General features: G+C 62.9%; 14 protein-coding genes and 1 pseudogene. 7 read left to right on the top strand and 8 right to left on the bottom strand.

The genetic code is table 11. From position 1 onward, the window contains the following. Positions 1-56 precede the first annotated feature (56 nt). The 3 genes from CupriaWKF_RS17855 to CupriaWKF_RS17845 all read right to left on the bottom strand — a co-directional run bounded on the left by CupriaWKF_RS17855 (position 57) and on the right by CupriaWKF_RS17845 (position 5,256). A complete protein-coding gene (locus tag CupriaWKF_RS17855; RefSeq protein ID WP_276102102.1) occupies positions 57-1,217 on the bottom strand; it encodes a helix-turn-helix transcriptional regulator in 1,161 nt (386 codons plus the stop codon). A gap of 173 nt (positions 1,218-1,390) precedes the next feature. Continuing rightward, on the bottom strand, positions 1,391-2,308 hold the full coding sequence (locus CupriaWKF_RS17850; protein WP_276102101.1) for an AraC family transcriptional regulator: 918 nt from the start codon (positions 2,306-2,308) through the stop codon (positions 1,391-1,393). A 221-nt stretch (positions 2,309-2,529) separates the two neighbouring features. Beyond that, positions 2,530-5,256 (bottom strand): UPF0182 family protein, encoded by a 2,727-nt coding sequence (locus tag CupriaWKF_RS17845; protein WP_276102100.1) that lies wholly within the window; start codon positions 5,254-5,256, stop codon positions 2,530-2,532. 346 nt (positions 5,257-5,602) lie between these two features. Here CupriaWKF_RS17845 and CupriaWKF_RS17840 point away from each other — a divergent pair, with 346 nt between their 5' ends. The 3 genes from CupriaWKF_RS17840 to CupriaWKF_RS17830 all read left to right on the top strand — a co-directional run bounded on the left by CupriaWKF_RS17840 (position 5,603) and on the right by CupriaWKF_RS17830 (position 10,941). Then, positions 5,603-8,863: an AAA family ATPase gene (locus CupriaWKF_RS17840; protein WP_276102099.1), complete on the top strand. Its 3,261-nt coding sequence runs from the start codon at positions 5,603-5,605 to the stop codon at positions 8,861-8,863. 120 nt (positions 8,864-8,983) lie between these two features. Continuing rightward, entirely contained in the window at positions 8,984-10,369 is a 1,386-nt protein-coding gene (locus CupriaWKF_RS17835; protein ID WP_276102098.1) for an FAD-binding oxidoreductase, read from the top strand. 218 nt (positions 10,370-10,587) lie between these two features. Then, complete coding sequence (locus CupriaWKF_RS17830) at positions 10,588-10,941, top strand: hypothetical protein (RefSeq protein ID WP_276102097.1); 354 nt, start codon at positions 10,588-10,590, stop codon at positions 10,939-10,941. 327 nt (positions 10,942-11,268) lie between these two features. Here CupriaWKF_RS17830 and CupriaWKF_RS17825 read toward each other — a convergent pair whose 3' ends face one another. From CupriaWKF_RS17825 to CupriaWKF_RS17805, 5 genes are all read right to left on the bottom strand, one after another. Then, the gene (locus CupriaWKF_RS17825) at positions 11,269-11,841 is read right to left on the bottom strand and encodes a tyrosine-type recombinase/integrase (protein WP_276102096.1); all 573 of its coding nucleotides are present in this window, start codon (positions 11,839-11,841) and stop codon (positions 11,269-11,271) included. Between the two features lie 177 nt (positions 11,842-12,018). After that, positions 12,019-12,240 carry a translation initiation factor IF-1 gene (gene infA, locus CupriaWKF_RS17820; RefSeq protein ID WP_276102095.1) on the bottom strand — a complete coding sequence of 74 codons (222 nt, stop codon included), beginning with the start codon at positions 12,238-12,240 and terminating at the stop codon, positions 12,019-12,021. Positions 12,241-12,257: 17 nt separating this feature from the next. After that, complete coding sequence (locus CupriaWKF_RS17815; protein WP_276102094.1) at positions 12,258-12,533, bottom strand: isochorismatase; 276 nt, start codon at positions 12,531-12,533, stop codon at positions 12,258-12,260. A 323-nt stretch (positions 12,534-12,856) separates the two neighbouring features. Beyond that, positions 12,857-13,588, bottom strand: a complete 732-nt coding sequence (locus tag CupriaWKF_RS17810; RefSeq protein WP_276102093.1) for a serine protease — start codon at positions 13,586-13,588, stop codon at positions 12,857-12,859. Positions 13,589-14,351: 763 nt separating this feature from the next. After that, positions 14,352-14,537 (bottom strand): DUF2188 domain-containing protein, encoded by a 186-nt coding sequence (locus CupriaWKF_RS17805; protein ID WP_276102092.1) that lies wholly within the window; start codon positions 14,535-14,537, stop codon positions 14,352-14,354. 549 nt (positions 14,538-15,086) lie between these two features. Between CupriaWKF_RS17805 and CupriaWKF_RS17800 the strand changes: the two genes are divergently transcribed. The 4 genes and pseudogenes from CupriaWKF_RS17800 to CupriaWKF_RS17785 all read left to right on the top strand — a co-directional run bounded on the left by CupriaWKF_RS17800 (position 15,087) and on the right by CupriaWKF_RS17785 (position 19,024). After that, on the top strand, positions 15,087-15,254 hold the full coding sequence (locus CupriaWKF_RS17800) for a hypothetical protein (RefSeq protein ID WP_276102091.1): 168 nt from the start codon (positions 15,087-15,089) through the stop codon (positions 15,252-15,254). Between the two features lie 289 nt (positions 15,255-15,543). Further along, positions 15,544-15,893: pseudogene (locus tag CupriaWKF_RS17795) on the top strand (acetate kinase); the annotation flags it as partial. A gap of 490 nt (positions 15,894-16,383) precedes the next feature. Then, positions 16,384-17,976 (top strand): TrkA C-terminal domain-containing protein, encoded by a 1,593-nt coding sequence (locus CupriaWKF_RS17790; RefSeq protein WP_276102090.1) that lies wholly within the window; start codon positions 16,384-16,386, stop codon positions 17,974-17,976. A gap of 52 nt (positions 17,977-18,028) precedes the next feature. Further along, entirely contained in the window at positions 18,029-19,024 is a 996-nt protein-coding gene (locus CupriaWKF_RS17785; RefSeq protein ID WP_276102089.1) for a 2-hydroxyacid dehydrogenase, read from the top strand. Positions 19,025-20,156 lie beyond the last annotated feature (1,132 nt).

Below are 20,156 nucleotides of genomic sequence, written 5' to 3'. Positions count from 1 at the left end.
GCCCAGAAAGGCTGACAAGCAAGGTAGGCGCGGGTGCCGATTCCAGGCCGTTGGAATTAGCTTGTTTCGCTGGCCGGACGACGGCCCCCTCCCGATCCAACGCACGTACCCAGTTCAGTCAGCAGATGAGCGAGCCTTGCCTGGGAACCCGTCTCGGTCTTGTTGAAAATCATCTTGAGCTGGCTGCGAGCGGTCTCGTGGCCGATGGACAGCCGCGCACTGGCCTCGGGCAATCCGACTCCCGTTGTGAGCAGGGTCGCCAGACGAATTTCGGATGGCGTGAGACCAAACAGTTCGCGCAACACGCCCGACAACATGGGCGGCGCAGTGCCGGCCTCGCGTATGGCGACGAGCGCAGCGGGACGCTGCCATTGCCTGGCCAGGCGATGCGCCGGCGGCAACGGCAGCACAATGACGCTTGCGCTTTGTCCGCTGTCGTCGCAGGCATGCGTGGCCTGGGCCGCGACGGCCGCGCCCGGACTGCAAGCCGCGCTCAGCATCTCCGGGAATGACTTTCTCAGGCGCCAACCGTCATGGCGCACCTGCCCCAATGACGCCCCCTGGCTGCCTGGCAACAACCGCCTCACCCAGCGCTCGCCGGAGCCATTGCTGAGCAGCACCTTGCCGTCAGGTGCGAAGACGATCAGGCCGAAGGGGAACTGCTCCAGCACTCGCGCGGACAGTTCGTCCAGCACGCTGGCGTCCTGTGTGCGCTCCCTCAGGCTCAGTGCCTGGCGCAGGTGAGGGATCGCCCAGCCTAGCCTGCGCGCATCGGTAGCCTGGTAGGGCCGGCATCCAATGGGCTTCTGCAGGGAAAAATAGATATCCTGATATGGCTTGCGCTCGACCAGGCAACCCATGACGGAGCCCAGCCTGAACCTGTGCATGAAGTCGCGGTAGAAGGGCAGGCGGATCATGCCGGCCTGGCCCAGGTCGCGCGAGTCGATATACCAGTCCCCCACGGCCATTTGGCGCGTGTATGTCCGCGACGGGTCTTCAGCCTGGTAGTGGCCATTGTAGGCATCGACCAGTTCCTGGTTCAGGTCATGGATTTCGTTGACCCGGAACCGGTGGTTGAGAGGCGTGTACTCGACCAGCGAGGCATGCATGCTTTCACTGGCGTCGCGCAGGCGGGCCAGACTGGACCGCCAGGCGGTCTCGTCAAGAATGCCCTCGTACAGGCCGCGTATGGTCTGGTGCACGGCTTCATCGTTCATTGCCTTCCCCCCCTGGATGGCATCGGCTGCGGACCTGCGGGCGCTTGCTTCGCGCGGCCCGTGGCCCGTCTTGCCCTGTCTGGCGCTATCCCCCATTCAGGGGAATGTTCGGACAATACGGGATACGCCGCGCTGCCACTTGCGGTTTCTTGCGCAAATTTTCGGGGGACTGGTCAGGCCTGGCTGGCCGGCGCACCAGCATGGCCCCGAAAGTCGCTTGGTGACGTCCGGCTGAACTTACGGAAGGCGGCGAAGAACTGGGTGTAGGAATCGAATCCGCTGGCGGTTGCCACATCGGCCAGAGGCATATCGGGGTGTCGCCGGATCAGCTTGCGCGCATACTCGATGCGGCACATCAGCACATACTGCCAAAGACTGACCTGGCGCGTCTTGCGGAACATCCGGCACAGATGAAAGGGGCTGATATGGACCGCCGCCGCGATCGCCTCGATGGTGAGCGGCTGGGAGAGGTGGGCGAAGATGAAATCATCCAGCCGCGCGAGCGTATGCCTCGGCAAAAGGCCCCGCTGCGGCGCGACCGCGGGAGTCGTTGTGTTCCGCCCGTTGGCGCCATATAGAAGGCCCACGCGCAAACTGATTGCCAGCAGCAGGGATTGCTCGAAAAGACTACCGCCAACGCTGCCGCCCTTGACGTGGGCGTCCAGGGTCAGGACCAGCTGCACCAGGCCACTGTCGGCCGCTCCGGCGAAGTCGGAGCGCAGATCCTGCGCGCGGCGTTCGTGCGTCTGCTCATGAGCCAGGACAACGGCATCAGGCTGAACGGAAAAATAGACAGCATCCAGCGGGGCTGACCAGGCGCTCGAAAGTGCGTCGCCGGCGGCGCGGAAATAGACCCGGTTTGGCGCCATCGCGCCGTCCAGGCGCCTCCCGTTGAGGTGCCAGCGGATCGGGACGGGATGCCGGTTGACGGGGATGGCCAGGCAGTGCACAGGCATCACCGTGGTGTCCAGGGTGCCGGCGGCCAGGAGATGACGCTCCAGGACAAAGCCGTCCCAGTGAAAAGCACCGCTGCCATAGCGCGGTGTACTGGGAATGGCAGGCACGGTGCCGCTGACCGTAGTGGCCAGCAACTGGGTTCGTGAAGGTGTGTGACCCATCGGATTGGCTCGATTCCACCCGCTTCCGGCGCCATGGCGCGGCGAGTTATTCTGTCTTCGGCATCTGCTGTGCCGTTACCAACTGCCTTTGCTTCAGGCCATATGTATTTGATCCGCGAGTATATACATCCTCAGGCCGCCACAGTCTGTCCTGCCGCCCTCCGACCATCAAGGCCAGACCGCGAACAGATGCCTCACCTGCGATCTTCGGGGTGACCAGCGCCCAGATTTTCCAGCAGGGGCCTGAGTGCATCGATTTCCGAGCCGAAGCCGTTCCAGTCTCCTGCTTTCAGTCGCTCCATCGCGCGGTCATAGTGCTTGAGAGCGTCCCGGGCCTGCGCATTCTCCGAGCCACGGGCGGGTGAGGCCAAGGGGCCGGCCTCCTTGAAGAGCGCCGCGATGGCTTCGTCCAGAGTGTTTTCCATCACCACACGATCACCATAGGCAGCGATGACGCGCTTCAATTCGGGCAGCTGGCCGGACGCCGCACGCAGGTAGAGCGGGGACAAATACAGAATTGAGTTCTCGATCGGCACCACCAGAAGATGCCCGCGGATGACGCGGGAACCCATTTGGTTCCATAGCGAGATCTGCTGCGAGATTTCCGTATTCTGCTGGATGCGTGCCTCGATCTGGAAGGGACCGAAGACCAGTTTTTCCTTGGGGAAAGCGTAGACGACGAGTTTGCCGTACTCGGGCGGATCGCATCGCGCCACCAGCCAGGCGATCATATTGTCGCGTTGACTCGGCACCATTGGCAGCATGAGGATAAACTCGGCCTGAGCTTCGCCAGGGAGCCGCATGATCATGTAGTAGGGAGCCATCGGCGGCATTGCCGCGCCGGGGGCCTTGCCGCCGTCGATGCCGGCCAACCCCCGGGGAAATTGCCAAAGATCCTCGCGGTTGTAGAAGACCTCGGGCGCGTCCATATGGTAGGCGCCGTAGAGCCTCGCCTGGATCCGGAAGAGGTCCTCGGGATAGCGAATGTGCTGCATCAGGTCCGGCGGCATGGCTGCCAGAGGCTTGAACAGGTCCGGGAAGATGCGCTGGTACGTCCGCAGGATCGGGTCGGCGGGATCACTGACATAGAAGCCGACGGCGCCGTCATAGGCATCGATCACCACCTTGACTGCATTACGAATGTAGTTTGCGTCGGCGCCGAAACCTGGTTGGGAGTAGGGGAACCAGCGACTGGTGGTATAGGCGTCCTGAATCCAATAGAGTCTTCCACCGCTGGCAACGATATACGGGTCCTGGTCCAGGCTCAGAAATGGAGCGATGGTGTGTACCCGATCCTGGATATTGCGACGAATCAGGATCCGGCTGTTGTCCGTGACATATCCGGTAAGCAGGATGTTGGGATCGTCGAGCTGCCAGGCAAACAGGGTCCGTTGCGCAATGCTGCCGATCGCCATCCCGTCGCGACCCGTGTAGACCGTGTAGGTATTGTCCTTTCCCTTCGGGTAGTCAAATTCCGGCACACGGCCTTTTACGATGACATAGTCGAGCCGGCCTTCACCGAAGTAGATGCGCGGTTCCCCGATGATCGGGCCGCCACTGGCGACTGGTGGAATGTCCCGCAGGTAAAGGGAAGGCAGACCTTCCGTCGATTTCTCGTTGACCGGCGACATGACGATGCCACTGCCGTGGGTGAACAGCAGGTGCAGGTTAACCCAGGTCTTTGCATTCGCCGGAAGCATCGCTGGTTCCAGTTCGCGGGCGGACAGCATCACCTGCCGGTAGCCGCTTTCAAGCCGGTAGCGGTCGATGTCCAGGGCGAGGAACTTGTAGTAGGTCCTGATCTCCTGCATCTGTGCATAGGTATCCAGCAGCGGCTCCACGTCCCATAGGCGGATATTGTCGATGGTCGCCCGATTGGACTGGATCGAGGCGAGATTCAGTGCCTGCTCGGCCGGGAACGGCTTTACCTCGATTTGCTCGAGGCCATAGGCCCTCCGGGTCAACGCGATATTGTGCGCAATATATGGCGCTTCCAGCTCCAGCTCGCTCGGCTTGACATAGAAACGCTGGAACAGCATCGGGTAGATCAGGCCAAGCAGGAATGAGCCACCCAACACGGCGAAGGCCGCGGCGACCGGGACTCTATAGTCGCGCAGGCGAATATTGGCCCACACGACGATGGCTGCGGCGATTGCGGCGCCCATGAGCAGCCATAAGACTGGCAACTCTACGTGGAGGTCCGTATAGCTGGCGCCAATCACGACACCGTTGTCGCCGTAAAGCAGCAAATAGCGATCGAGCCAGTAGGACCATGCCTTCAGCACGAAGAACAGGCCGAGGAGGACAGAGCCATGCGCCGCAGCGGCGGGGGAGAGCCTTGGGGCGGGCGGTGCGAGCGCAATGTCGCCGTACAGCCCATAAATCATGCCTGAGATGGCCGCGCTGCAAAGCAGCAGCCAATACAGCCAGCTCTTGAGCGCAATATAGACGGGCAACGAGAAGAGATAGAAGCCGATGTCCTTGCCGAAGATCGGATCCCGCTCGCCGAAGGGCACTTGATGCAGGAAGCGAAGTGCCATGTCCCATTGCGGGATTTCACTGCCGGCGATGACCAGTCCGAGGATGACAGCAGCGCTGGCGATGCTGGTGCGCCACGGGATGCGCGCTGCGACGTCGCCGGGCTCGCCAAAGAATTGCGGTCTTCCGGAAGGTGCTGCCAGCAGGCGAGGGCCGCTCGCATAACAATGCGCCAGGAATCCCGTCACCCATATGGTGCCCGCCGAGATAACAAACACGGCAACAAAAATGAGCACCTGGGCGGACAGTTTGGTCCGGAAAACGCTGGCGTAACCGACCGAGGAGAACCATAGCCAATCGACCAGAATGTCGGCGAAGCGCCCAAGACCAATCAGGCCGACGGCGGCGGCTACAGCGGCGATTGCATAGTATTTCAGGCGCATGCCGGATTCCCCCGTGCTGACACGCATCGCCCCCGTGAGGCAGGGAAGTATCTTGGGATCAACTTTCTCCCCGCCTCGAAATGTATTGGCAAAACGGCTTTATCGCACTAAGCCTCGGCTTGGGTCGGTCAGAGACGACACCATTGACTTTTTGCTGCGTCCTGACAGAGAGTGAGTACGGATTCTCGGCCTGTTCTCCGGCTGCTCTCGCCAACGCGAGTATAGTCACGAATGGCTCTCGCGCGGGCGTGGGTGTGGGAGAGTTCCCGCACAAGCGCTGACGCAGTGCGACCGCACGCTGCCCACAGGAGTCCCCCCATCGCTCTGTGCCGCATTGCGCTCCAGCATGATTTCGCAGGCCCGCTTCTCCGTCCGTTTATTTGGCGAGTTCCAGCTCGACGGCGCCGACGCGCCCCTGTTCAACGCAAATGCCTCCCGCTTGCAGGCGCTGCTCGCCTGCCTTGTCCTGCATCGCGACGCACCGCAGACGCGGCAGCAGCTCGCCGTGTTGTTCTGGCCTGATTCCTCGCAGGCACAGGCGCGCAATGCCCTGCGTCAACTGCTGTTTCAGCTGCGCAAGACCTGGCCGGAGGCGGATCAGTTTGTCCATGCCGATGCGCAAACGGTGCGATGGCTGCCAGATTCGGCGCTCGACCTCGATGTAGCGCAGTTCCAGTCCGCGCTTGGGGCTGCGGCAAGGTCATCAAGGCACGGCGACGCGGGCGCGGAAGAAGAGTGGCTGACGCATGCCGCGGATCTCTATCGCGGTGACCTGCTGGCCAACTGCTACGACGAGTGGATCCACCCCGAGCGCGAAAGGTTGCGCGAACAGTGCATCGCAGCGCTCGCTCGCCTCGGTCAACTGAGTGAGGACCGGCGAGACTATGCCAAGGCGTTGAAGTACACACAGCAGCTGCAGCGGCTCGACCCGTGCCGCGAACCCACCTGCCTGGCGCTGATGCGCCTGCATGCGCTGAACCACGATCACGCATCGGCCATGCGCGCCTATCGCAGCTGCGTGGAAACACTCGCTCGCGAATTGGGTGTCCTGCCCGGTGAACTCATGCGCGAAGCCTATGCGCGGCTGGCTGCGCAGGCCGCGTCAATGCAGCGTCAACGTCCGCGCGATGCGATGTTGCCAATGATTGGCCGGCAGGGGGAATGGCGCCGGCTGCTTGAAGTCTGGCAGCGTGCCCAGCTGGGCGACAAGCAATTTGTCCTGATCCTGGGCGAAGCCGGCATCGGCAAATCGCGCCTGGCGGAGGAACTGCTCGTCCATCTGGCCGAGCAAGGCATCACCGTGGCGCATTCGCGCGCCTATGCGGCCGAGGGACAGCTCGCCTTTGCGCCGGTAACCGGTTGGCTGCGCAGCTCTGCCCTGAGTGGCGCGATCGGCAAGCTCGACAGTCTGTGGCTGACCGAGGTCACGCGCCTGTTGCCCGAACTCCTCACGCAGCAATCCGGACTGTCGCCGCCGTCGCCGCTTACCGAATACTGGCAACGCCAACGGTTCTTCGAGGCGCTTGCGCGAGCGGTGCTTGCAGCAGGCGGGCCGCTGCTGTTGCTGCTCGACGACCTGCAATGGTGCGACGGCGAGACGCTCGAATGGCTGCGCTTCCTGATGCGTTTCGACATGGCGGCAAGACTCATGGTCGTCGCAACGGCGCGCCCCGAGGAAATCATGCCGCGACACGCGGCGAACCGGCTGCTGGACGCACTGCGCCGCGACGACCAGTTCATCGAGATCTCATTGGGGACACTCGACGCCGCCGAAACGGCAAAGATAGCGGCCCAGATCCTGGACCGGCCGCTGGCCGACACGGAGGCGACGCGGCTGTTCGAGGAGAGCGAAGGCAACCCGTTGTTTGCAGTTGAAATGATGCGGGCACGCTCCGATGCCATGCCGGCCGGGGACGCACAGGGCGGCATGGCGGCGAGGTTGCCGCCCAAGGTTTACACCATCATCTCTAACCGGCTGGCACAGCTTGCTCCGGGCGCCCGCGATATCGTCGGGGTTGCGGCAATCATCGGACGGGCATTCACGACCGACATTCTCGTCCAGGCCAGCGACCTCGGCGAGGATGCCCTGGCAGGCGCGCTGGACGAGTTGTGGCAGCGGCGCATCGTGCGCCAGACCGACGGCGGCGGCCTGGCGTTTGACTTCAGCCATGACAAGATCCGCGACGTGGCATACGCCGAAGTGAGCCCGCTGCAGCGCCGCCGCCTGCATTTGCGCGTGGCGCGAGCGCTCGAACAGGCATCAGGCGATGCGCCCGACGCGGCCAGCGCGCAGATCGCCTCGCACTATGAGCAGGCGGGCCTGCCGGCCCAGGCGGCGGCATTCTATCGGCGTGCGGCCGGCGTTGCGCAGAGTGTTTATGCCTATGACGATGCCATTGCATTGCTGACGCGCGGGCTGGTGCAAGCGGACCGGATTGCCGATCCGCAGGAGCGCGCCAGTCAATCTCTGGCCCTGCAGCTCGACCTTGCGCCACCGATTCGCATCGCGCGGGGCTGGGCAGCCCCGGAACTGGAGGCGCCGCTGCGACGCGCGGTGGAACTGAGCCGGCTGGCGGGTGACACCAATCAGCAGGCACGCGCCCAGGCCAGCCTTTCATTCTTCCTGGCAGTGAAGGCGGAACTTGCACAGGCACGTAGCCTGAGCGAAGAACTGATTGCGGGATTGGGGCCGGCGGGCTCCGATACTTACTCTGTGATGGCATGGACCAGCGTCATGGGTAGTCTGGTCCAGCAAGGCGACTGGATGGCTGCCGAGCCCGCGTATCAACGCGCGCACCGCGCCTATGACGAAGCCCAGCACGCCGAGCATGCGTCGCTGATGGGCGCTAACTTCGGCGTGCTGGCCGCCGCGTGGTCGGCGCACGCATTGTGGTTCAGGGGGCTTGCCGATCAGGCCCTGCGGCGTGGACAGGAAGCGCTGGAGATGGCCAACCGGCTAGCACACCCGTTCTCCCAGGCGCTCGCGCTGTCATATCTCGCGACGCAGCATGCGCTGCGACATGAGCACGGTCTCACGCTGCACTATGCCCGGCTGGCACACGAGATCGCCGAGCAGTACCACGTAGGTTACTACCTCGCCTGGGCGGGCATGCTGCTCGCCTGGGCGAACGCGAAACAGTCGCCCGGTGCCGATGCCGTGGTGGCGATGCAGGCGGCGATCGAGGGTTTCCACGCGACGGGCGCACGCCTGCGTCTGCCGCTCTATCTGGCCATGCTGGCTGAATGCCTGGGCGACATAGGCGAGACCGAGGCAGCGCTGGCGGCTTTGGACCAGGCGTTCGAATGCGCCGGACGCACTGGCGAGCACTGGCTGGACGCCGAGCTGTACCGTCTGCGCGGTGAATTGCTGCTGCGCAGCAGTGCCAACCTTGCCGAAGCCGAGTCATCGTTGAGCAAGGCGATCGAAATCGCCACAGCCCAACGCGCGCTCCCGCTTGAACTGCGTGCCGCCCTGTCATGGGCAACGCTGCGGGCTTCGCAGCGGCGCGCAAATCCGCATGAGGTGGTCGAAGCGTCGCTTGCGCGATTCACCGAGGGCTTTGATCAGCCCGACATCGTCAAGGCACGGGCGTTACTCGCGCGTTAGTTCCGGCTCGGCCGCCGCGCGCCGTCGGGAGGCGGGATTCCCCATGTAACGGCTCACCTAACGCTTTCGAAACGCCGAGGTTGCTAAAACTCCTGCATACCAGCCGGACAGGAGGCAATCATGGAAACTTCGTTGAGCGAACCCGTCGCAACCGCGCTCAAGGCGCATTTTCGGGGACAACTGATTCAGCCGGGCGATGCGGCCTACGACCAGGCGCGTGCTGTCTACAACGGCATGATCGACAAGCGCCCTGCGATCATCGCGCGCTGCGTCGATGTGGCGGACGTCGTGGCGGCGGTGAACGCCGCGCGCGACGGCGGGATGCTGCTGGCCGTGCGTGGCGGCGCGCACAATGGCGCCGGGCTCGGCACATGCGATGGTGGGCTGGTGATCGACCTGTCGCCAATGAAGGGCGTGTTTGTCGATGCCGGACGCAAGACGCTGCGGGTTGGCGGTGGCTGCACCTGGGGCGATGTGGACCACGCCGCCAGTGCTTACGGGATGGCGACACCGAGCGGCTTCATCTCGACCACTGGCGTGGGCGGACTGACGCTCGGCGGCGGCATCGGCTACCTCAGCCGCGCCTACGGCCTGACGATCGACAATCTGCTCAGCGCCGAGGTCGTGCTGGCCGAGGGGCGCATCGTCACCGCAAGCGACGACGAAAACGCCGACCTGTTCTGGGCGTTGCGCGGCGGCGGCGGCAACTTCGGCGTGGTGACGTCGTTCGAGTTCAAGGCTCATCCCGTTGCCACGGTCTATGGCGGCCCGATGCTGTGGCCGATGGAGCAGGCACGCGAGCTGATGAAATGGTGGCGCGACTTCATCCTGGGCGCGCCGCAGGACATCAATGGCTGGTTTGGTTTCGTCACGGTGCCGCCCGCAGCGCCCTTCCCGGACGAAGTCCACCTGCAGAAGATGTGCGCCGTGGTGTGGTGCTATACCGGCCCGCTCGATCAGGCCGAAACGCATTTCCGTCCGATTCGCGAGGCCATGCCGCCAGCCGTGGACTTTGCCGGGCCAGTCCCCTGGCCAGTCCTGCAGAGCCTGTTCGACGGACTGTATCCGGCGGGCTTGCAGTGGTATTGGAAAGCCGACTTTGTCAGCGACCTGAGCGACAAGGCCATCGATCTGCACATCAAGTACGCGCAGCAGTTGCCGTCGATGCACTCGACCATGCACCTGTATCCGATCAATGGTGCGGCGCATCGCGCCGGATGCGATGAAACGGCCTTCAGCTACCGCGATGCCAGCTTTGCCAGCGTGATTGTCGGCGTGGATCCCGACCCGGCCAACAACGATCGCATCGTGCAGTGGGCGAAGGACTACTGGCTGGCCCTGCATCCGTACTCTGCTGGCGGCGGCTACCTCAACATGATGATGGACGAGGGCAATGACAACGTGAAGGCGTCCTATCGCGACAACTATGCGCGGCTGGCGCAGATCAAGCGCAAGTACGACCCGGCCAACCTGTTCCGTGTGAACCAGAACATCAGGCCCGCCTGACGCAACACGCTTGCGATTCGGGGCGCAGGTACACGTTGCGCCCCGATCCAGATGTCCGGCGCGGGGCGGCTGCCACGATAGGATGGCAGCCGCCCCGCGCCAGGCAATGGCTTGCACGGCAGAGGCGATCCCGTGCGCGCCGTGCCGTTCCGTAGATGATCGCCTGCACGAGGAGTGCCGTCGCGGCAACGCCGCTGACACGCCTGTTGGAGATAGCAATGCACAAGACTCTCGCCAAGACCCTGCTTGCCGCTGCCGCACTTGCCGCCGGGCTCAGCCAGGCCGCCCACGCCGGTGCCTATGCTGATGCGCTGATCGTTGCCGCGCCGGGACACAACGGCCAGCGCGACGCCTTTACCGATGGCGCGCACCGCCCGGCCACCGAGGCCACACTGTTGCCCGTGGTCGCGCAGCAGGGCCGGTCCGTGTGCGTGGTCCGTGGCTTTGATCCATACCAGGACGGCACGCGCAAGCCTGATCCTTACACCGATGGCGGCCGCATCAGCTCGCGCGATGGCTTCACCGACGGCGCGCGCAGCGATGTGCGCGACAGCGGGGTATGCCTGTCCTGAGCAGGGCAGGGCAACGGGGCGATTTTTAAAGGCCGTCAGCTTGCCAGGAGCCGACGTTCGAATGACCGAGGGAGCGCGGGAGCAACGGCGCTTCATGGCCGGGTACGGCCCAATGCCGTGCGCAACCCGATTGTTCCTCCTGGATCGGCTGCGTAGGGCAGAAGCCGACCACAAGGGACATTCGGGTTTTCTGGATAGCAGCCATTCGTTCTAGATGCCCCGCTCAGCCTTTCCCGCAGTTCCGCAGACAGCTCTTAACGTTCCTTGGTTAGACTTTCGGCCTGTCGCCGGACCCTGGCAAGACCGCTAGCCGGCCAAGCCTCCTAGTTACACTTCAGTCTGCTCAGCCATCTCGAGCGCATCGTCCACTTCGATGCCAAGGTAGCGCACTGTGCTCTCAAGCTTGGTATGGCCGAGAAGCAGTTGAACGGCTCGCAGATTCTTTGTACGCCGGTAGATCAGCGCTGCTTTGGTGCGCCGGATGGAATGCGTTCGATAAGCTGAATCGTCTAGGCCAATGGAGGCGATCCAGCGATGCACGATCCTCGCATACTGTCGCGTTGACAGGTGCGGCGATGCGTGCAAACGACTCGGAAAGAGATAGTCGTACAGCTTAAGTCCGCGAGCCTGAATCCAACACTGAACGCTTTGGCGAGTTTGTTCTGTGATTTCGAACTGCACTGGCCGCTGAGTTTTCTGCTGCATGACCGTTGCACGGGCGCCAACTTGGCTGCCCACGCTGATGTCCTGCACGCGCAGGCGTGTTAGATCGCACGCGCGGAGCTTGCTGTCAATGGCAAGGTTGAACATCGCCAATTCACGAACATTCGTCGTAAGCTGAAGCCGGGTTCGTATGGCCCATATCTCGTTGAGCTTTAGTGGTGGCTTTTGGCCCGTCAAGTCTTCTTATCGATGCCAGTGTTCGCTTGCGCCGTGTATTGTTGCTTCGTGGACGGGAGTGCTATGTGGAGCCAAAGGTTGTACTCTCGTTCGGACCTGGATGAAGAGGAAGATGGCCCATTCCACGGTGGCGTCAACAGTGGTCGCTATTTCGGGGCGCGGAAACGCCGGATTCGCTCAGGACTTGTGACGATAGTTGATGCGCCCCTTTGTCAGATCGTATGGCGACATTTCGAGCGTGACGCGAGCCCCCGCAAGAATACGTATGCGATTCTTCTTGAGCCGCCCGGACGAATAGGCCCAAACCTCGAAGCCATTCTCCAGGGTGACGCGAAAGCGGTTATCCGGGAGGACTTCCGAAACCTTTCCGCCAAATTCCACCAGTTCTTCTTTAGCCAAGGATGCGCCTTTCTGTTTCAGTGAATGCCACGCGGTGACGTGGAGGGGTTGTAGCTTGCCGATACGGGGGACGGTTGCAAGCGCATGTGCGCCACTGCGCTTTCCCCTGCGTGGCGGGCGGCTTGCCTGGCCTTGGCTTCGGTATGGTGCGTGGCGTGTCGCATCGAGACGTTCGCGACGATGCGTTCAGCGCCGTCCTTGTACTCGGAGATCATGTAGTTCGCGAACCAGACGCCGGGCTCTTGTTGGATGGGGTAAACGGAAACGGTGAACGGAGTAATGCCGGGATTCAAATTGTTGCCTGTTCGGACGGCACTCGATCCCGGCGGGCGTGTCCTGCTTTCCCGTGCGGGGGAGGTACGCGCGTGCCCGGCGATCGGTTGCCATTGCAGAAAGTCAGTGTCGCATCCTGCGCATCATCGCAGGCGGGGAAACTGGCGTGGGATTGACCGTGCTTGCGCTAGCCAGCACGCCTGGTACATGCGTGCTGGGTACTGAGCGGACGTGCCGCGGGTCGCAAATGATTGCGGCTGATTGTTGCCGCGAAAGGTTCGGGTGCGGATCCGGGGCAATTCCATGGAATGCAGGATCCATCAAGTCCGATCGCCTTACCGGATCATGCCTCGGTCAGAGGCAGCAGGATGTCGGCATACCAGGCGGAATTCAAGCCCAGGGCTTCGTCCAGTTCAAAGTCCCGCGAACCCACGTCCAATCTAGCCGAATGGGTGCCGAGCAGCATCCACGGCAGAGTGCGCGTGGATGCATCGGTCCTTGGCATGCGCATGACCACCGGTGCTCCGCTCGTGCCGCGATGCGTCCTCGCATCGGTCAGGAAGTAGCCATGCCCCTGGAAGCGCATGCCGAACGAGGATGAGATGACTGCCTGGCGTACGACAGGCAAATGATGAAGCGTGTCATGGAAACCCAGCGGGAAGCCGACGATCAGCACCGGAGTGCCTGCTTCGATGAGGTCGCGTGGCCGGTAAAGGTGGGCCGGCGTAAAGGCCCGGTAGACCATACTCGACGGCAGAGCGGTGCGGTCGAGTTCGATCACTGCCACGTCGATACCGCCGCCGCCATCGAGCCCATCGCGCCAAACACTCTTGCCGTCGCGATACAGTGGAATTGAGAAGCCGATAGACTCTGCCACGTTGTCCGGATTGACATGCAGCTCTATCTCGATCCGGTCGGGGAAGTGCTTGGTCGGCTCGTCGATCAGCACATGCCGGCTTGTCACAACGAACAGACGCTGCCCTCGCTTGAAGAAAAAGCCAGTGGCGTTTGTCTTTGCTTGTTGATCCTCGAATGTGGCAACGCGCGTGACGGCCAGCAGGATGGATTCGATCATGATTTGGTGGTTACTCCCTGCTTGCTCAACAACATGGTTGGAATGCGCCGTGGTTCAGTGCTTGCCAATTCGATTCGCCGTTCTTGCATGAAAAAATCGTGCTGGCGTTGGCACCCATCCACTACAGACTTGCGTTCAAGGCGCTACCTTCGCCTGTCTCTTCGCTCAACACCCGCGACCAGCCTTGTGGAGCGTTGTCCTTTGCTTCGCGGTAGCGCCAGATCGCGCCACAGTCGGAGCAGCGGAATGTGCTGATAGTGACCGTGGCAGCTCGGGGGAGCTTACTTCGCCGTGTATCGATGATATCAACGCCAGATGTCCAGGGGCATTGGAGGCGTCACGCGCCACCAGATTGTTCGCATTATGGAAGATTCCAAGAAAACGAAGCCAAATTCAAAGTACGCTCATATCAAACTGCGGTATGGCCGTGCATGCAGAAAGAGCTGGTCAGCTCCTGACACACCGATTGAGTATCCTTGAGCGTCGAATTTGGCAGTCACGGCGCGTCTGCGCGCAGATTTCCCGCGTAAGGAGCGCACAGATTGAAGGTGGAGACGTCGTCTTGGCTATGCGTGGCGGGTAAGCTACTCCATCCTTGTGCAGCTTAAGCGGGGGATGGGGCGCATGTAGCGCTCCCATTAGACAACTGGCGAATCAGGTTTGTTTTCGTCGTAGGCCAAGCCTTCGAGCGGGCCTATGACCGCGCTGACGGTGGAGACCTTGCGGCGGCACGGTCGGCCCTTGAGGTCAGGTGGGTCGTAGCTTACGTGCTGTGCCTTTGGATTCTGCCGTCCCGGCTGTGAATATAGAGTTGCACGCCATCTCGGTTAGCGATCCGCAAGCTGGCAGCAATAGCTTCCTCTTGAGTGTCGTAGTGCGACTTCGGCGTGCCCTCGCGGGTGACGACCCAGCCCTCGCCTTGCGGCATCACGTGGATGTTCCGTGGCATGGTGCGTCCTCCTGCCCCCCCTAATTCATCTTTACACCTGCGGGCAGCAGATGGTTATCGGGTGCCGTCCTACAGGCTGGGAGATGGTCGAGGCGTGCCAAATGTCCGCCGTGTCAACAGGTGCAGGAATCTTGGCTGAACATGCTGACGGTCGCCCGTCTCAGTCAAGTCGAATAGCTGCAACGCCCGATGATGAGGCATGCATCTCTGGCCAATCGAAAGTCCATTAGCTTGGCGGGGAGCGACGTTCGAACGACCGAGGGATCGCGAGGGCAACGACGCTTCCAGGCGGGGTGCGGCCCTGACGCCGAGCACCACCGAGCGTTCCTCGTGGACCGGTCCGCGTAGGGCAGAAGACGACCCGCTGCCGTCATTCGCCCCAGCACCGCTCAGGCGTCAGCTTCCGAAGTACAGCGGTCATTCAGCGCTTCGTCACGGCCCGCAAATCATCGGCCGACACGCATAGGGTAAGGAATCGGGAAAAGCCGTTTCGGAAGGTCCGATTGCGTTCCATCGAATACTTGGCGGCTGAAGCCGAACTCATCTCCCATGTCCTCTTCGAAAGACGCCACATACAGCAGCGTCATCTATCGGGGCAAGACCTACACCTTCACCCTCAACCGCCTGATCTTGGAGGAGCACCCGCACATGAATATCAGCATGGGCGGCATGGGCAAGGCCACGGCCACCGTTCCTATGCCCTGCCGCCTAACATAACCACATCACGGCTTAAGCGAGCAGAGAGCACCAAACCATCGGCACACGCGGTTTCGCTCGTCAACGGAGGGCAGCGGCCGTGACGTCGATTTGACCTGCTCCCAGAGTTGATGACCCCGTCGAGCTGCCCAGCCACCGCCAGGCGCTAGCCACGCTGTACGGCTTGCGCGACGTGCTGATCCAGCGCGAGCAGCAGCACGGCCGCGCGGACCTGCGCAGGCCTGCGCCACGCCCGGACGCTCCGGCGTGGCCATGGACCGCGCGGTCGACGCGCTGCGCCAGCTCGAAGGGCCTGGGCACGCCCATGCGCGCGCCGCTCGCCAGCAACGATACGCAAGCCCACTTTGCCGTCGAGTTGTACAACTACCGTATTGCCCTGGTTCGCTGGCCGCCGCGGCCCAGGGACTGGATGCGCTGGTCTTCACCGCCGGCATTGGCGAGCATGCTGCGCCAATCCGCGAACGCGTATGCCGGCTGGCGACATGGCTCGGGGTGAGCGTCGATCCCGCGACGAATGCCAGCGACGGACCGCGCATCAGCGCGGCCTCCGGAACGGTGCCTGTCTGGGTAATTCCGACCAACGAGGAGTTGATGATCGCCAGGCATACCCGGGAGGCGATCGCGGCGCCGAAGCGATGACCGCCACAACCGCTGACCAAGGGAGCGACATGGTCATCGCCGCCCCCCCCAGGGGCAACGTAGCGCGTTCGGGAGACTGGGTCGCCGGCTGGAGGCGGAACAGGCCACCGACGCACGGCAGCAGGCGGAGGTGGCCGCGAGCGTTGGTTCGCATGCGGGTCAGGGGACGTCTCTGTGATGCTCGGTCATGGCCATGCCCGCGATCGGAATGAAAACCCACATGAAGGATATCCTGGGAAGTTTGGTAGCCCCGCTGCCGCGCCGCTTCAATTCTTGAATTCGTGCGGCGCATCGTATATTTTCGAGGGGCATTCCGGTGGTTGCCGCCGTGCCGGCCGGTGCCTGTCACGATGATCGGGTTCATACAAGCCGCACTCGATAACGCATGCCCGGAACAAGGGCTGTCGACCCCGTCCGCGCAGTGCGCGCGTGACCCTGCGCAGTTGCTTATCGCTGCCCCCTTGCTCCTGCCCATCAGAAAGGAGCTGCCATGGATGCAGTCCGGATATTGCTCGAAACCCAGCCGCTGCTCACGCTGTTCCTCACGGTTGCACTGGGGTATGTCCTAGGCGAGATCAATATCAAGGGCGTGTCGCTCGGTTCGGGCGCGGTGCTGTTCGTGGGGCTGGCGATCGGCGGGTTCGCGCCGAAGTCCGCGCCGCCTGCCATCCTTGGCACCTTAGGTCTACTGCTCTTTCTCTATGGCATTGGGATCCAGTACGGGGAGCAGTTTTTTAGGGGTCTGACCAGCCCCGATGGCATCAAGGCCAACGCCGCTGCGGTCCTTGGCGTGGTTGGCTCCGGACTGGTCGCGGTTGCGTTGGTGCCACTGGTCGGCGTGAAGCTAGACGAGTCGCTAGGCATGTTCGCCGGCGCGGGCACCAGCACGGCAAGCCTGCAGGCCGCGATGGCGGCGATGAAGAGCGACGGCGCCGCGGTGGGCTACAGCGTCGCATACCCAGTCGGCGTGGCAGGGCCGATCCTGTTTCTGTATGCCCTCACCGCGCTGCTCAAGCCGAATATCGTGCGGCCGCCACCAAAGCTGATCGAGACCGCCGAGATTGCGCTGACAAACCCGGCGTTTATCGGCGTGCGGCTGTCGGAGGTGGTAGCGCGCCTACCGGACGGGGTGGCGATTGCCGCCGTGCGTCGCGCCCACCACAACCACCCGTCCGCCGACGACCTGGTCCTGCAGGCCAACGACGTGCTGCTCGCGACCGCCACCGACCCGGCCGTGCTGCGTGAAGCCACCTCGCTGTGCGGGGAACTGCAGCCGGGCCGCATGACAAGCCATCGCGAAGACCTGGACTATATGCGCGTGTTCGCCTCAAGCCGGCTCGTGGTCGGGCACACGCTGCGCGATATCCGTTTTCCCGAAGGCATGGTCTGCTCGATCGCCCATGTGCGGCGCGGCGATGCGGACCTGATGCCCCGCGATGACCTCACCCTCGAGTTCGGTGACCGCGTCGGCCTGCTGGTCAATCGCGCCCACATGAAGCCGATTCGCGCGCTGTTCGGCGACTCCATCAAGGGCACCGCCGAGCTGAGCTTTATCTCGATAGGCATCGGCGCGGCCCTCGGGCTGCTGGTGGGGCTGATCCCGGTGCCGATTCCCGGCGTCGGCACGCTGGCGCTGGGGCTAGCGGCGCTGCTGCTGGTCGCCCTCGTGCTCGGCCGGGTGCGCCGTCTCGGACCGTTCGTCTGGACCATGCCGCTGTCGGCCAACCTGGTCCTGCGCAACTTCGGGCTGACCATCTTCCTGGCACAGGTGGGCATTGCATCCGGGCCGAAGTTCTTCGCCACCATCGGCGTAACCGGGGTGTCCTTCCTGATCTATGGCGTAGTGATCCTGCTTGCCCTGCTGCTGATTACTGCGATTTTCTGCCTCTGGGTCTTCAGGCTGCCGTTCGACCTGGCGGTGGGCGTGATCTGCGGCGCGACCGGCAATCCCGCCATCCTTGCCTTTGCCAACCGCGTTGCGCCCACCGACCGGCCCGACCTCGGCTACTCGATGATCTTCCCGTCAATGACCATCGTGAAAATCCTGTTCGTACAGGTCGCCGCCACACTGGCTGGCGGATAGTGCAGGGCAACCTGGGCGAAGCGCGCCATGCGATTCGCCGCGGAGACACATCATGGAAATCGCCGTCTTCAGCGCAAAGTCCTACGATCGTCAACATCTCGATGCCGCGAATGCGGCTGAAGGCCATCAGCTCAAGTACTTCGAAGTTCCCCTGGACAGTGAGACGGTGGGCCTCGCCGCGGGCCACGGCGCAGTGTGCATCTTCGTCAATGACCGGGCCGATGCGACCGTGCTGGAAGCGCTCGGACGCGGCGGCACCAAGCTGGTCGCGCTGCGCTGCACGGGGTTCAACAACGTCGACCTGAAAGCCGCGCAGGCGCTCGGGATCAAGGTAGTGCGCGTTGTCGACTACTCGCCCAACTCGGTCGCCGAGCACGCGGTGGCCCTGCTGATGGCGGTCAACCGCAAGATCCACCGGGCCTACAACCGCACACGGGACTTCAATTTCTCGCTCGAAGGCCTGATGGGCTTCGACCTGTGCGGCAAGACCGTGGCCGTGATCGGCACCGGCAAGATCGGCCGCGTGTTTGCGAAGATCATGGTCGGGTTCGGTTGCAACGTGATCGGCTATGACAAGTACCCATCCCCGGAATTCGAGGCCCTTGGTGGACGCTACGCGGACGAGGGAGAAATCGGCGCAAGCGCGGACTGCATCTCGCTGCACTGCCCGCTCACGCCCGAGACTCATCACATCATCAATGCCGAAACGCTGTCTCGCGCCAAGCCAGGCGCCTTGCTGATCAACACCAGTCGCGGCGGGCTGATCGACACGGAAGCAGTCATCGCGGCGCTCAGGAGCGGGCAACTCGGCGGGCTGGCGATCGACGTGTACGAGCAGGAGGCGGGTCTGTTCTTCCGCGACCTATCCGGCACCATCGTCGACGACTCCGTGCTGCAGCAGCTGATCACGTTCCCTAACGTGATCGTGACCGGGCACCAAGCCTTCCTCACGCGCGAAGCCGTGATGACCATTTGCGAAACAACCCTGCGCAGCGTGACGGAGTTCGAAAGCGGCAAGTCGCTCACGAACGAAGTCCGCGCCAGTTGAACGCGGCTGTCGGCCTCATGTCGCGCCCCGCTAATGGCTTAAACCGCTCCCCGAAAAGCCCGCCGCCCAATCCACGATCGCGCGCACTCGAGACGCCAGATGCTGGGGGAACGAACACAGCGCCACCGGCAAATCTGGCCACCGCCACGGCTAACAACTGCGACCAACCGGCCAGCACGGATCGCGCAGCGTGCCGTGCGCGGCTAGCGAATCGGGACTGGCACACAGCACCGGGCCTAACATCCGGGCGACGACGCGCCGCGGGAAGAGGCCTACCATTCGTGGCGCAGATACGACGGCGGGGTAACCGGATTCTCATGGAAATATGGAAAACCGACCCGCAACCATCGCTTTGTTCCTACACTCAATGCGGTGGAGCATTCTGGAGAGCCACGTGTTAATCCCAACAAGAATCCTTTCTGTCTGCGTGGTGACAATGCTGGCGTCCGCATGCTCGACCACGCCCATACCGGCGAGTGAGGCGACGCCGGTACCTTCAGAGAGACTTAGCGGTTTGCAAAGCCCTCCGCCCGGCGAGTTTGCAACGTTAGTCGTGACCCGAGATCAAGGGTTTTACGGCAGCGCTTGCGATACAGTCCTATCAGTTGAAGGGAAGGAAGTGGGGCGACTCCGATCGGGTGAAGTAGCTCGGTTCTATGCCAAGCCGGGGACGATCATTGTTGGCGCTCAGACTTCGGCAATGTGTCTCGGTGGGTTGAAGGAGAGGGAGGTAAAGCTCAATCCAGCCTCGACGATCCGTTATCGCATTTCGATCGATTCGAGCGGCGGCTTGGATCTGTCGCCGACCGCATTCTGACGGAAGAGTCTCTTCACGGCACGGCGGACTCCGGAGCGCTGACGGATCCCTCGGTGGCGAATTGAAGCGTGGGCGACCGGTTTGGCACCTGCTTCGTCGAGCCGTCGTGTTCTCTCCGACATGGGTGCAAGGAAACGCCTGCACACTCCCATGAGTTTAGCCCGCTTCCTCCGCGCACATGCCAGCGCGCATGGTCCGGCCTGCGGGGGTTGGGGCAGAAATAGGGACCGGGTTTTGACGAACCGGTGTTCATTACCGCATCCGCTGTGAGAAGCGCTGCCGCACCGCATAGACGGGCCAAGTCGACCGTCGACC

It is taken from the genome of Cupriavidus sp. WKF15 (genome assembly GCF_029278605.1).
Lineage (GTDB): Bacteria > Pseudomonadota > Gammaproteobacteria > Burkholderiales > Burkholderiaceae > Cupriavidus.
Note: the sequence above shows the minus strand (reverse complement) of the source record. Positions and strands in the feature narration are given on the sequence as shown.